This is a genomic window from Nocardia sp. bgisy118 (assembly GCF_057708605.1).
In genome coordinates, this window is record NZ_JBYISM010000007.1 from 230,573 (window position 1) to 243,407 (window position 12,835).

At 67.4% G+C, this 12,835-nt stretch carries 13 protein-coding genes; 5 read left to right on the top strand and 8 right to left on the bottom strand.

Annotated features, from left to right (window positions below):
- The first annotated feature begins 11 nt into the window (after nucleotides 1–11).
- The 3 genes from AC3EO7_RS11880 (at nucleotide 12) to AC3EO7_RS11890 (ending at nucleotide 3,078) form a co-directional block, all read left to right on the top strand.
- A complete protein-coding gene (locus AC3EO7_RS11880) occupies nucleotides 12–1,172 on the top strand; it encodes an epoxide hydrolase family protein (RefSeq protein ID WP_435591192.1) in 1,161 nt (386 codons plus the stop codon).
- A 163-nt stretch (nucleotides 1,173–1,335) separates the two neighbouring features.
- Nucleotides 1,336–2,235: an RNA polymerase sigma-70 factor gene (locus AC3EO7_RS11885; RefSeq protein ID WP_435591193.1), complete on the top strand. Its 900-nt coding sequence runs from the start codon at nucleotides 1,336–1,338 to the stop codon at nucleotides 2,233–2,235.
- 21 nt (nucleotides 2,236–2,256) lie between these two features.
- Nucleotides 2,257–3,078: an SDR family NAD(P)-dependent oxidoreductase gene (locus AC3EO7_RS11890; protein ID WP_435591194.1), complete on the top strand. Its 822-nt coding sequence runs from the start codon at nucleotides 2,257–2,259 to the stop codon at nucleotides 3,076–3,078.
- Between the two features lie 144 nt (nucleotides 3,079–3,222).
- Here AC3EO7_RS11890 and AC3EO7_RS11895 read toward each other — a convergent pair whose 3' ends face one another.
- Complete coding sequence (locus AC3EO7_RS11895) at nucleotides 3,223–3,633, bottom strand: RidA family protein (protein ID WP_431971339.1); 411 nt, start codon at nucleotides 3,631–3,633, stop codon at nucleotides 3,223–3,225.
- A 78-nt stretch (nucleotides 3,634–3,711) separates the two neighbouring features.
- Between AC3EO7_RS11895 and AC3EO7_RS11900 the strand changes: the two genes are divergently transcribed.
- Complete coding sequence (locus AC3EO7_RS11900; RefSeq protein ID WP_431971340.1) at nucleotides 3,712–4,104, top strand: winged helix-turn-helix transcriptional regulator; 393 nt, start codon at nucleotides 3,712–3,714, stop codon at nucleotides 4,102–4,104.
- A gap of 101 nt (nucleotides 4,105–4,205) precedes the next feature.
- Here the strand turns inward: AC3EO7_RS11900 and AC3EO7_RS11905 are convergent, their stop codons facing one another.
- Both AC3EO7_RS11905 and AC3EO7_RS11910 read right to left on the bottom strand, forming a co-directional pair.
- Entirely contained in the window at nucleotides 4,206–5,201 is a 996-nt protein-coding gene (locus AC3EO7_RS11905; protein WP_431971341.1) for an alpha/beta fold hydrolase, read from the bottom strand.
- A gap of 283 nt (nucleotides 5,202–5,484) precedes the next feature.
- Nucleotides 5,485–6,411 carry an MBL fold metallo-hydrolase gene (locus AC3EO7_RS11910; protein WP_431971342.1) on the bottom strand — a complete coding sequence of 309 codons (927 nt, stop codon included), beginning with the start codon at nucleotides 6,409–6,411 and terminating at the stop codon, nucleotides 5,485–5,487.
- A 125-nt stretch (nucleotides 6,412–6,536) separates the two neighbouring features.
- Here AC3EO7_RS11910 and AC3EO7_RS11915 point away from each other — a divergent pair, with 125 nt between their 5' ends.
- Nucleotides 6,537–7,427, top strand: a complete 891-nt coding sequence (locus tag AC3EO7_RS11915; protein WP_488186268.1) for a LysR family transcriptional regulator — start codon at nucleotides 6,537–6,539, stop codon at nucleotides 7,425–7,427.
- A 37-nt stretch (nucleotides 7,428–7,464) separates the two neighbouring features.
- Here AC3EO7_RS11915 and AC3EO7_RS11920 read toward each other — a convergent pair whose 3' ends face one another.
- The 5 genes from AC3EO7_RS11920 to AC3EO7_RS11940 are packed head-to-tail and all read right to left on the bottom strand — an operon-like array spanning nucleotide 7,465 to nucleotide 12,717.
- Nucleotides 7,465–8,418 (bottom strand): STM4011 family radical SAM protein, encoded by a 954-nt coding sequence (locus AC3EO7_RS11920; protein WP_435591196.1) that lies wholly within the window; start codon nucleotides 8,416–8,418, stop codon nucleotides 7,465–7,467.
- Nucleotides 8,415–9,755, bottom strand: a complete 1,341-nt coding sequence (locus AC3EO7_RS11925; RefSeq protein ID WP_435591197.1) for an STM4012 family radical SAM protein — start codon at nucleotides 9,753–9,755, stop codon at nucleotides 8,415–8,417. Before AC3EO7_RS11925 ends, AC3EO7_RS11920 begins: the two co-directional genes overlap by 4 nt.
- Nucleotides 9,752–10,594, bottom strand: a complete 843-nt coding sequence (locus AC3EO7_RS11930; protein WP_435591198.1) for an STM4013/SEN3800 family hydrolase — start codon at nucleotides 10,592–10,594, stop codon at nucleotides 9,752–9,754. Before AC3EO7_RS11930 ends, AC3EO7_RS11925 begins: the two co-directional genes overlap by 4 nt.
- Nucleotides 10,591–11,733, bottom strand: coding sequence for an STM4014 family protein (locus AC3EO7_RS11935; protein WP_435591199.1), 1,143 nt, complete (start codon nucleotides 11,731–11,733; stop codon nucleotides 10,591–10,593). Before AC3EO7_RS11935 ends, AC3EO7_RS11930 begins: the two co-directional genes overlap by 4 nt.
- A gap of 3 nt (nucleotides 11,734–11,736) precedes the next feature.
- Nucleotides 11,737–12,717 (bottom strand): STM4015 family protein, encoded by a 981-nt coding sequence (locus tag AC3EO7_RS11940; RefSeq protein ID WP_435591200.1) that lies wholly within the window; start codon nucleotides 12,715–12,717, stop codon nucleotides 11,737–11,739.
- Nucleotides 12,718–12,835: the final 118 nt, after the last annotated feature.

Below are 12,835 nucleotides of genomic sequence, written 5' to 3' on the forward strand. Positions count from 1 at the left end.
TTGTCTATGTCATGAGCAGCAACGAGATCCGCCCCTTCCGCATCGACATCCCGCAGGCCGACCTGGACGACCTGCGCGACCGCGTGACCCGCACCCGCTGGATCGATGAGGTCTCCGCAGCCGGTTGGGAGCGCGGGGTGCCGACCGCCTACCTGCGCGATCTGGCCGCGTACTGGGCCGAGAAGTTCGATTGGCGCGCAATCGAATCCGGCCTCAACGCACACCCGCAGTTCACCACCACCATCGACGGCCAGAACCTGCACTTCTTGCACATCCGCTCGCAGCATGCCGACGCCATCCCGCTGCTGCTGATCCACGGCTGGCCCGGCACCGCGGCCGACTTCCTCGACCTGATCGGCCCGCTGACCGACCCGGCCGCACACGGGGAGCCCGAGGCCCCGGCCTTCCACCTGGTCATCCCGACCCTGCCCGGCCACGGATTCTCGGGCCCGCTCACAGAACTGGGCTGGCACGACGGCAAGGTCGCTGCCGCCCTGGCCGAGCTCATGGCCCGACTCGGCTACGACCGCTACGGCGTCCAGGGCGGCGACCATGGTGCGTTCCTCGCGCCGCGCCTGGGCCGCGAGCACGGCGAGCACGTGATCGGGGTGCACGCGAATGCCCTGGTCACCTTCCCGACCGGCGATCCCGCCGATATGGCCGCCCTCACCGATGCCGACAAGCAGCGCCTCGCAGGCATGAAGGAATTCCAGGACAACGGGTCGGCCTACATGAGCTTGGCGGGTTCGCGCCCGAACACGTTGGCGCAGTTGCTCGCCGATTCGCCGGTCGCGCAGCTGGGCTGGATCGTCGAGAAGTACAAGGAGTGGACCGATGCCGCCGACGAACTGCCCGATCAGGCCATCGGCCGCGACAAGATCCTGACCACGGTCACGATCTATTGGCTCACCGATACCGCTCGCAGCGTGGCCAACTACTACTACGAGCGGTTCCACGACGGGTCGATGTTCGCGCCCAAGCCCAAGGGCACCGTGCCGACCGGTGTCGCCGTCTTCACCACCGCCGATTTCGCGATCCGCCGTTTCGCCGAGAAGGCGCACAATATCGTGCACTGGTCGGAGTTCTACTCCGGCGGCCACTTCCCGGCCCTGGAAGTGCCCAACCTGCTCGCCGGTGACCTCCGCGAGTTCTTCGGCAGCCTCACCCACTGACACCATCGATGGCGGGCCGCCTCGGTACAGACCGAGGCGGCCCGCCATCTCCGCGGGTTCCTTGACATGACACATAGGTCCGGTGTGTTGTGCGTGGGGCAGTCGAGCGAGCGGACAGGAATCATCCATGGTCGAAGTACGTCCTGGGGATCGTGGTGCGGCCATGAACGAAGCCAGTCGCGAGGATCCCGCCCTTGCGGCCTTCGGGATCCATCGCAACCTGCTCTTCACGGTCGCCTACGAGATGCTCGGCTCGGCCGCCGACGCCGAAGACGTCGTGCAGGAGACCTGGCTGCGATGGGCGGCAGTCGATCTCGACATGGTACGAGACCAGCGTGCCTACCTGGTGCAGATCACCACCCGTCAAGCCTTGGACCGGCAACGCACGCTCGGCCGCCGCAAGGAGACCTACGTCGGCCCCTGGCTACCCGAGCCACTGCTCACCGCGCCCGACGTGGCCCAGAACATCGAGTTGGCCGACAGTATCTCCACGGCAATGCTTCTGGTGCTCGAGACCCTCGCCCCGACCGAGCGGGCGGTATTCGTGCTGCGCGAGGTGTTCGACCTGGGGTACGACGAGATCGCGGCCGCCGTCGACAGGAACCCCGCGGCCGTCCGCCAGATCGCGCACCGCGCCCGCAGGCACGTCGATGCCCGCCGCCCGCGTTCGGTGGTCTCCCCGCGCCAGACCCGGATGGCTCTCGAGTCGTTCCAGCGCGCTCTCGAAACCGGAGACCTACAGGGCCTGCTCGACGTACTCGCCCCCGATGTCGTTTTGATGAGCGACGGGGGCGGCATCAAGCAGGCTGCACTGCGGCCCATCGTCGGCGTCGACAACGTCGTCCGGTTCATCCTCGGCGGCACTTCCAAGACCGAAGCAATGATCGCGATCGACTCCACCGTGGTCAACGGCAACCCTGCACTCGTCTTCCGCCTGGACGGCGCGCTCGACGGCGTCATGGCGTTTCGTGTCGAGGACGCCCGCATCACCGGCCTCTACTTCGTCCGCAACCCGGAGAAGCTGAACCGCGTCGAATCCGAGACGCCGCTCACCCTGCGATGAAATCGCAGGTAGCGGCGGATTGTGCAGACAAGATTCCCGTCGAGTTGTGACCTCGTTCACACACTGTCACGGGCGCGCGAGACGGTTCGTCTAATGCGCATGACGAACCCAGAACAGACCTCGGTGCTGATTACCGGTGGCAACAAAGGACTCGGTCTCGAAGCGGCTCGGCGGCTCGGGGAACAGGGTTGGACGATCTTCCTCGGCTCGCGTGACGAAGGTCGCGGACGGGCAGCCGCGGACAAGCTGACCGCCGGTGGCGCGAACGTGGTGATGGTCCCGCTGGACGTGACCTCGGACGAATCGGTGACCGATGCGGTACGGCTCGTTCGCGAGCACACCGACCAGCTGGACGTGCTGATCAACAACGCAGGCGCACCGGGCAAGGGTGTCGCGCCCGCGGATGCCACAGTCGAGGAGATTCATTCCGTCTACGACACCAACGTGTACGGACCGATCCGGGTGACACACGCGTTTCTGCCCCTGTTGCAGGCGGCGGAGAATCCGCGGGTGGTGATGGTATCCAGCGGTGGCGGTTCCTTCACGGTCGTGACCGATCCCGAGCAGCCCTTCTCGAAATTCCACGAGCTGGCCTACAGCTCGTCCAAAGCGGCGCTGAACATGATTACCGTCCGATACGCCCAGGCGCTCCCGAAGATCAAGTTCAACATCGCCACCCCCGGAGAGATCGCCAACCGCAAGTTCGCCGCCACCGACATGAACAACCACACCGGCGCGCTGACTGTCACCGAGGGCACCGACTCGATCCTCCGTCTTGCGATGATCGACGCCGACGGGCCGACCGGGATTTTCATCGACCGTCTCGGCCCCGTTGCGTGGTGACCGTCGCGTAGCCACGACCTGCGGACGACGCCGCGGACCCGGTCCGAGTGGCGAATGCGGGCCAGGTCCGGCGAGGTGGCACCGAAACGGGTGGGGCCCAACGGACATTCGAACGAAGCCCCACCCCTGTCGGCGGTGTGGATCTCAGTCGAGTACGGCGAACGCCTCGACCTCGACGAGCACGTCGGGCTCGAAGAGGTAGTCGACGCCGATCGCCGACACGGGCGGCAACGGCCGCGGTATTCCGAGCTCGTCTGCGACGCGCTCGATGCCCGCGACGAAGTCGTCGTACTTGTCCGGGCTCCAGTGGGTGACGAAGAACCGGAGGCGTACGACGTCGGCGAAACTCGCTCCGGCGCCGGCCAAGCCGCGTGCCGTGTTGCGCAGCGCGTGCGCGACCTGGCCGGTGAGGTCGTCTGGCGCAACGGGTTTGCCCTCGGCGTCGCGGGCGATCTGACCGGCCACGTGCACCTGTCGAGTACCCGTGCTGATCGAAACATGGTGGTACGGAACGGGAGCGAACATGCCCTCGGGGGTCAGCAGCTGCACTGCCATGGTGTGTCCCTTCACAGTCGGAGTTGGTATCCGATGTCTACCTGGTACTCGAAGGGAACTTCAACGAGACTAGGTGTCATGACGGAAACCGCTCCACACAGTTCGGACAGTCCTCAGCTCACCGAGCAGCATCGCGAGCTGCTCGACCAGGTGCTAGACAAGTGGTCGTTGCAGATCCTCGACGCCCTGTGCGAGCGGCCGTTGCGCTTCAACGAGCTCCGGCGGGCGATCCCGATCGTGACGCAGAAGCCACTCACGGCGGCACTGCGGCGCCTCGAGCGCAACGGGATGGTCGAGCGCATCGTCACGAGTACGCGACCTGTCGCCGTCGAGTACCGAATCACGCGGATCGGGAAGTCGTTGCAAGACCTCATCGACGCACTCCTGCACTGGACCACCGACACATTGCCCGCCGTCGAGCGCGCACGTGCGCGCTTCGACGACCAGGTTCGAGCTGAAGAAATGCCATGACTGTGAGACTGGAAGCGGCAGCGTGCGACCAGATCTGGAGCCGCAGGTCACTACGTCGGCAGCTGCCACGACTTCCGAGACCCCACAACGGCGACTGCCGGTCATGAATCGAGGAAGCGCAATAGCTCCGCGGTGACGAACTGGGGGTTCTCCTCGATGAGCCAGTGCCCTGCGTTCGGCACGTCCACCGCGCGCACGATGTCGGTCATACGCGGAGCCACGGTGGCTCGGACCGGGTCGAGTTGCCCTTGGGCGGTCATGAGCAGGGTCGGGACATGTATCGGTACCGCTGCCGCGGTGTCGCGAACGTCCTTGTCGAGAGCGCGGTAGAGCTCGAAGCCGCCCGACAGGACCTCGGGCCTGCGGTAGGTCCGCGCGTACTCGTCGATCTCGGCGTCGGTGAAGGGGGACCGATCCGAGGTGCCGCCGAATGCCGTGCCGCCGAACGAGACCTGGGGATAGAACAGTGCCAGGTACTCGCGGACGTCGCCGCCGACGACCACCTCGGGAACCCGTCGCTGGGAATGAAAGGCGATGTGCCAGCTCAACGAGCGGTACGTGGACGCGTCGATCGCGGGCCCGGGTAGCGGAAGATCGAAGTAGCCGAGACGCGCTGTGTCGGCAGGGAATTGGGCGGCGTAGTGGAATGCCACCGCGGCGCCGAAATCGTGCCCGACGACGCGGGCGTCACGCACCCCGAGCCGATCGGCGATGAGGGTGTGTACGTACCGCGCCAGGGTGGCTTTGTCGTAGCCGCTCGGCGAGCCGGTGCTGTCACCCAGTCCGGGGAGGTCGATGGCATAGACGGTGTGATGCTCGGCGAGTGCGGGCATGATCGGCCACCAGCCGTACCAGGTCTGTGGCCAACCGTGTATCAGCACCACTGGCGTGCCGCTGCCGCCGGTCACGTAATGCATACGGACGCCGTCGATGTCGGCGAACTCGTGTCGGAAGGTCTTGTCGAACTGAGGATCTCCCTGCGTCGCGGCGGCGTAGGAGGGCACGTCACCGGGCGTCGGCGTGGAACAGGCCGCGGTGACGATCGTGAGCAGGAGGATGAGCGCGACGGCTGCCGTCCGCGCGGATGCCGTGATCATGTTTTCCTGTCCTGGAGAAGGAGTCAGCGCCCGGACGCGGCGTCGATCGATCCGCGGAGGATGTCCGCGGGGCGGCCGGTCTCCTCGATCACGTGGGTGAGTGCTCAGCGGACGCTGGGTGCGGGGTGTCCCGGTGCTCATCGAGGTCCTTCCGTCGAGAGGCGCCCAGTCTCGCTCGGCTCACGACGATCTGGCACGAAAACTTGCTGTTCCGGCAAGATGGGCTCGCGTGCGCTGCGCGCAGATACTCAGCGATCGCCTCACGGCGCGAGCCAGCGGTGAGTCATTGTTCGGGGACGCCATTGCGGTGGGCATGCGACGCTGCGTGCTCGGCGCACAGGCAGCCGACGCCTTGCTCGATCCACTCCTGCCCCACCCAGTCCGGATGCCGTTCGATCATCAGGGCGCGCACTTCCTCGATGATCGTGTCCTGGCTCATCGACGAGTCGCGGCGGATCCAGGTCTCGTCGCGCAGCAGCCGCAGGTAGTCACCGACATCGGTGAGCAGGCGCTGGCCACCGATATCGCCGTGGCCGGGAACGACCACCTTCGGCTGTTCGGCGGCCAGCCGCTGCATCACCTCGATCCAGCCGATGCCGGACACGTCGGTGTCGTGTGGCGGGAACCAGGGGAAGATCGCGAATTGTCCCGCCTCGACCAGATCTCCGGTGAACATCACCTCGGCGTCGGGGATCGTCACCACTTGGTCGCCCTTGCTGTGCGCTCGGCCGGTGGCGCGCATCTGCACCACCCGGCCGCCCAGGTCGAGGTCGTAGCGGTCGTCGTAAACGATGTCCGGGGTTGCCAATTCGACGTTCTCCAGGTGCCGGGCGATCGACGACCCGAGCCCTCGGAACATCTCGAGGTAACCGGCGCCCTTGGTGGCCAGGTCGGTGGCCTGCGCCTGGTTGATCAGGAAGGTCGCCGCGTCGCTGAATACCTGTGCGCCGAAGGCGTGCTCGGGGTGGAAGTGAGTCGTGGTCAGATACAACGTGCGGCCTGCGGCGTAGTCGGTCGCGAACTCGAGCACCTTCTCGGCGTTCGCCGGACCCATTCCGGTCTCGACGACCAACACCGAATGCGTGCCGCCGATAATCCCGATGTTGGGGACCAGCTGCACGTTTCGGTTCGGCACGACCACGAGATCGCGGGCGATTTCCCGCACTCCCGTGATCTCTACAGCGGGTTCGGGCAGCACGTATTCGGTCATGGCGTCGGTACTCCTCGGAAAAGGCTGGGCCGCAACACCGGGTTTTCGTCGCGGCCGATTGGACTTCTCCAGTCCAGCGCGGCTCGGACCGCGTCGTCCAACACCTCTTTCGTTCACTCGATACCGTGCCGGTATCGTCGCCGGTGATGGACCTGCGCGCTCTGCGATACTTTGTGGCCGTTGCCGAGGAACGCCACTTCGGACGCGCCGCCGCCCGTCTCCACATGTCCCAACCGCCACTGAGCCGGGCCATCAAACGCCTCGAGGCCGAACTCGGCGCCGATCTGCTGCATCGCTCCAGCACCGGAGTCGCCCTCACCCCGGCCGGAGCCGTGCTCTACGACGAGGCGCGCGCACTGCTGGAGCAGGCCGAGCGGGTGCGCGCCCGGGTCGGCGCCGCCGCCGGACCGGCCGCCCTCACGATCGGCATACTGGCCGACAGCGCCGAACAGGCCGGTACCCGCCTCGCCGCCGCCTTCCGCGAACGCCACCCCGAGATCCACATCCGCGTCCGCGAAGCGGATCTCACCGACCCGACCACCGGTCTGCGGAATGACCTCGTCGATGTCGCGCTCACCCGCCTGCCGTTCGACGACGCCGGCATCGACACCGTGATGCTGCGCTCCGACCCGGTCGGGGTAGTGCTGCGCAGCGATGATCCACTCGCAGGCCACGAAACCTTGCGGCTGAGCGACCTTGCCGATCGCCGCTGGTTTCAACTGCCCGAGGGAATCGACCCCGTCTGGCGCGCCTATTGGAACGCCACCGAGCCCGGCGGTGAACTCCGGCGCGGTCCCGTCGTCCGCACTGTCCACGAGTGCCTGCAAGCAGTGCTCTGGAGCGGCACGGTCGGGCTGACACCGCTCACCCATCCGCTACCCGACGGCCTCATCGCCGTCCGGCTGACCGATATGCCGCCCAGCAGCCTTGTCGTCGCGTGGAACAGCACCGCCGCAAACCCTCTCATCCGGTCGTTCGCACAGATCGCCGCGGCGACCTATCGCTCGCCGCCGTAGTGAGCCTCAATTCCGACTCGACGGTGGGATCGCTGGTTCAGGTGGACGTTGCCGTCGTCGAGGCGAGGGGAATCGAGGTGCGCGCGGGGATCGCGGGAAGGCCCAGCGAAGTTTCGGCGCGCACGCGGTTAGGCCGACTCTCGACGGTGGGGATTCTTTCGAGCACTCCTCCCGCGAACACCTCGTAGAGCGGCACGGTTTCCAGGTGGACGTAGCCGATGTGGCAATCGCATTCGGTGCGGGGACAGGGGCGGGGAGCAAGGGCAGCGCGGTAGGAGCCGTCGTAGAGGTTGCCCAGGGTATCCGGAACGAAATGGCAGCGGCGGACGTCGCCGTCGCCGTTCACCGAGATGACCGAGGAGCCGGTGCGGCACGGAAGACCGGCTGAGTGATGGGGATTGCGGCTGAAGGGGAAGAGGGGGTCGAGAGCGGTCCAGTCGGCCGCCGCGGCGTCGGTGTAGGTGTGGCCTTCGGCGGCGTTGACCCAGAGATAGACGTGCTCGGGTAGGTCGGCGCGCAGGCGGCGGGCGTGCTCGAGATGTTCCGGGAGGCCGACGATTCCGACGCTGAAACGTACACCTGCGCGCGCTATCCGGATGGTCTTGTCCAGAAAGCGATCGTAGGGGGTCTGGCCAGGGTGGTAGGTGCACCAGAGGGCGACGGTACCGAGGTCGGCGTCGGCGAGCCATTCGGTGCGGCAACTCAGGTTGGTCTGGATGGCAACGCGATCGATGTGCGGCTGGTGCGAGAGTTCGATCATGGCGCGGCGATACCAGGACCGCACGAGCCCCTCGCCCCACGGGGTGAACAGTATCGAGAGGCGGTCGCCGGTCTGCGCGCACGCCCACGCGGTGAATCGTTCGAGGGCGGCGCGGTCGGCACGGAGCTGGGCGGTCGAGTCGCGGCGTTTGGCGAAGGGGCAGTAAGGGCAGTCGTAATCGCAGGAGGCCAGTGGTCCGCGATAGAGGATGGAGAGATCCACCGCGGTCACCGATGTTCGTAGGCGGCCATGGCAGCGCGTACCGCGGGGGAGAAGAACTCGGGGCCGATGGCGTCGGAGTAGGCCAGACCCTCGGCGGTCAGCCGCAAGTGGCCCGATCGCGGGTCGGCCAGCCAGCCTCGCTCGGCGAGAGTGTCGAGTTCGGCGGCGAAGCTGTCGTGCGGTTCGTGGCCGAAACGCAGCCGGTAGTCGGCCACCGCGAAACCCTCGGCTTGGAGCAGCGATTGCAGCAGGTAGCGACGCTCGGGCTCGTCGCCATCGATCACCCTTCCGTATCCGGCGTGGGTGAAATCCGTTGTGGTCACGTAGGTATCGATGATCGCGCGTACTTCGCGCGGGGCGACGGCGTAATCGAACGAATAGTGCGTGCTAGAGGTATAGGAGCGCGCTCCGCATCCCAGGCCGATCATGCCGTCGGTCTGGCAGGCGTAATCGTCCGGTCCTTGCGGCGGCGCGTCGACGCGGCGGAACATGCGCATGGAAACCTGCTCGTAGCCCTCCGCCAGGAGGTGGTCACGGCCCTCGGCGTAACGCCGCAGCCGCTCTTCGTCCCACACGCGTTCGGCCACAACCGGATCGGCGTGCCGACCGAGCCCGGTCAGCGGGCGGACGTAGAGCGGGTAGAGGTAGATCTCCTCGGGTCGCCACGCCAGTGCGGCATCGAGCGACTCTCGCCAGGTCGCGGCGGTCTGACCGTCGATGCCGTAGATGAGGTCGATGTTCAGCACCGGGATGGCGGTGTCCCGGATTCGCCCCAGCGCGGCTTCGACATCGGCGCGTCGCTGCGGCCGAACGGCGGCGCGTGCCTCCCGTTCGACGAAACTCTGCACACCGAGGCTCAGCCGGGTCGTCCCGCGCTCGGCCAGGACCGCGAGGCGGTCGGCGGTCGCGGTGCTGGGCGATGCCTCGACCGAGAGCGGGATCGTGCGCAGGTCGGCGCCCATGATGTCCTCGGCGATGTCGCACAGCCTGGTCAGCTCGTCTGCTTCGAGGAAGGTGGGAGTGCCGCCCCCGATCGCGGCGGTGGCGAAACGCGGGGTCTCGGCATCACCCAGGGCCGCGCGAACGGCCTCGGCTTGGCGGGTAAGCGCGTCGAGGTAGCGGCCGGTGAGACCCTCGGGCGCGCCGACGCGGGTGAACAGATTGCAGAAACCGCAACGCACCTCGCAGAACGGGATGTGCAGATACAGCGACAGCGCACGCCGCGATTGCCCGGCCCAGAGGTCGGTGAGCGCGGGGCGCGGAGCGAGTGGGCGGTAGGCGGTCTTGTGCGGGTAGGCGTAGACGTAGTTCTGATACGGCCGGGGCAGGGTGATCGTGCGGGTCATGCGGGTGGCTCCAGGAAGAAATGTCCGTAGGGGACGGTCCATACCGATTCGTGTCCGAGCCGGTGCCCGGTGAAGCCGTCGTCGCCGTAGGCGGTGCCGTGATCGGAACACACGATGGCGAAACAGCGTCGCCGCGAACGCATCACGTCGAACAGTCGGCCGACGTGCCGGTCGATGTATTCCAGCGCTGCCGCGTGGGTGGCGCGGTTGTCGCCCGCCTCGCGGGTCGCGCCGGGCAGGTGAAACCAGTTGGGCTGATGCAGGGCGGAGGCGTTGACGAACAGGAACAGTCGCCGCTCGGCAGGCAATGCCGCTACCACCTGCTCGGCGCAGGCCACCTGCGCCTCGAAAGAGGTGGGCGAGGCGACGGAGAACGCTGGTTCCCAATGGCTCTCGGCGAACATACCCGGCAGGACGCTGCCGAGCGCGCCCTGCTTGTTGAAGAAGCCGACGCCGCCGATGCAGGCCGTGTGATAACCGCGCGCGGCCAGCGCGGTCACCAGATCGGGCTCGTCGAAGACGAAGGTGCGCTCGGCGGTGGTCTCGCTGCCCGCGAAACGCGCGGCGAACAGCCGTGGGTGCGGGCCCGGTGTCGCCGGTGTCGGCAGGAATCCGGCGAAGATGGCGTGATGTGCGGCGTAGGTGAAATTGCCTGGGGCGTGGCGTTTCTGCCAGCCACCGTCGGGGAGGTGCGCGCTGAGATTCGGTAACCGGCCCGCCGCCGCCAGTTCGGACGCGACGTCGTAACGCAGGGTGTCGAGGGTGAGCAACAGCAGATCGTCTCGGCCGATCACGATGTTCATGTCCGGCTCCTGCGCCGGAGCCTGTGCGATCGTCACAGCGAGACTCCCTCGAACGCGCCGAGCAGTTCTGGCGAACCGGACTGCCGGGCACGGTGATATCGACCGGTCGCGGCGACGACCTGAGCTGTGTAGGTATCCAGTCCTGCGGCCGGGCCCTCCGGCAGTCCGGTGAGCCGGGGCAGCAGATCCCCGAAGGCATTGACCTCGGCGACCATGAACCGCCGCCACCCGACGGCGGGCAGCACATCGACACCGACACACAGTGTCGCCGGAAAACAGGCGGCGGCCTGCTCGCAGATCGACAGCGCCGTGGACCAGTGCTCACCCGCGGCGGCGCGAAATCTCGCCAGATCGCCACGTGCACCACCCAGGTGCAGGTTGGTCAGCGGTGTGCGGCTCGTCCTGACGACGGCGTGTGTCGCGCGCCCGCCGATCACCACGACCCGCAGGTCGGCGGACCGGCCGTCTTGGGAGACCTTGGGAATCCAGCGTTCCAGGTGCAGTCCGTCCGGTGCGAGCCGGTCGATGATGGTCGCGATCTCCCGTTCGGCGGTGTAGCGACGCACGCGCAGCGAGTTGTGCAGGTGACCCTCCGGCGTGATCTCCACCGAGGTGGTCGCGCGCAGCCGTCCGTCGCGGCTGGATTCGATGGCCAGCACCCCGGAGGCCGACGAACCGTGCGCGAGTTTGACGAACACGCGCGGCATCTCGGCCTCGCGCATGAGACGCCGCACATCCGCCCAGCCGCGCACCGAGGCGCGTCCGCCGGAGGTGGGCGAGGACGGCACCGGCACCCCCGCGCGCGACAGCCGCGCATGGCACAGCCGCTTGTCGAACAGCACGGCCAGGTCAGCGGTGTCGTCGAGCCGGAAACCGCCGCGCAACGAGCGCGCGGCGTCGAGGAACCGCGCGTACCAGCGAGCCGAACCCTCCACCCGCGTCGGCTCGGAAATCCCCCGCAACAGCCGATCGACCCCGGGGTTCTCGCCGGGCGAATCCAGCCGCACGATCTCGTCGCCGCTGAAATCGGCGCCGCCCTCGCTCAGCACGTCTCGCCATTCGACCACTCGGATTTCCGCCGACCCCGCGGCGCGGGCGGCGTCGATGAACATGCCGACGCGCCGGTTCTCGCCGTTACCGACGATCACCCAGCGCGGCGGTGTCGAGGCGGACACGGCTCATTCACCGACGGAGACGAACCGCCAGACGGTTCCGTCTTCCTCGTCGCTGTCCTCCTCGGCGTCGTCGGAGTCGAGCTCCAGGCGGACACCGGCGGGCTCCAGCGTCTCGCGCAGCCGGGTTCGCATCTCGTCGGACAGATAGTTGTAGTGCATGTCGAGCACACTCAGATGGCTCAACGGCTGACCGGTCAGCAGCGCCGCCACGCCGTCGTCGGTGAGGACGCCCATCGAGATGTCCAGGCTCTCCAGCCGGGCCACCACGGGCGCGGCGGCGAGGGCGGCGCAGACGTCGTCCTGGGTCTCGCTGTTGCGCAGGGCGAGATGCTTCAGCGCGGGCAGGCGGTCGCCCGACAGGATGGGCGCGAGGTCGGCCACCTCGCTGTCTCCGCCGTACTCCGACGTGCCGAGCCACAGGTCCAGGTGCGCGAGTGCGGGCAGGTCGCTTGCCGCGATGCCGCGCACGACGCCGGCGGGCAGGCCGCCGCTCTCCACGACGAGCGTGTGCAGGCGTTCGTGCCGCACGGCGGGGAACTCCAGGTTCTGACCGCCGCGAACGCCGAAAACCTCCAAGCCGGAGAAGGTTTCGAGTAGTGGGGTGACCAGGCCCTGGTTGATCCAGGACATCTCGCACTCCTCCATGACGATGTCGCCGAGGAACAAGGCGCGCAGCGCGGGTAGCCGGTCCTCGGCCGCGCACAGGGCCTCGATCACCTCGTCGGGCCCGTTGCCGTACACGTCATCCCACGTACCGACGATCAACGCGGTGATCTTCGTCGTATCGACCGCACCCAGGAGGCGAGCGAAGCGCTCGACCCACGTCTCCTTAGCGTCATAGGTTTCCACGCTCAGACGCCACGCGACCGTGTCCGGCTCCGGCAACACAACGCTTTTCGGCTTCTTCTTCGCGTCGGTCTCGGCATCGGGGAAGGTGAAGGCGGGCAGGCCGCCAAACTCCTGCAAATGGTCGCCGATGGTCATGTGATGTGCCCGCCCCTTCTGGCAGTGCCGTGATCGTCACGAGGTTTCTACCAAGCCGCACCGACACCGGAGCGGGCCGGGCAGTTTGTCGGTGTCCGTCGCTACGGTCTCGGGTGAA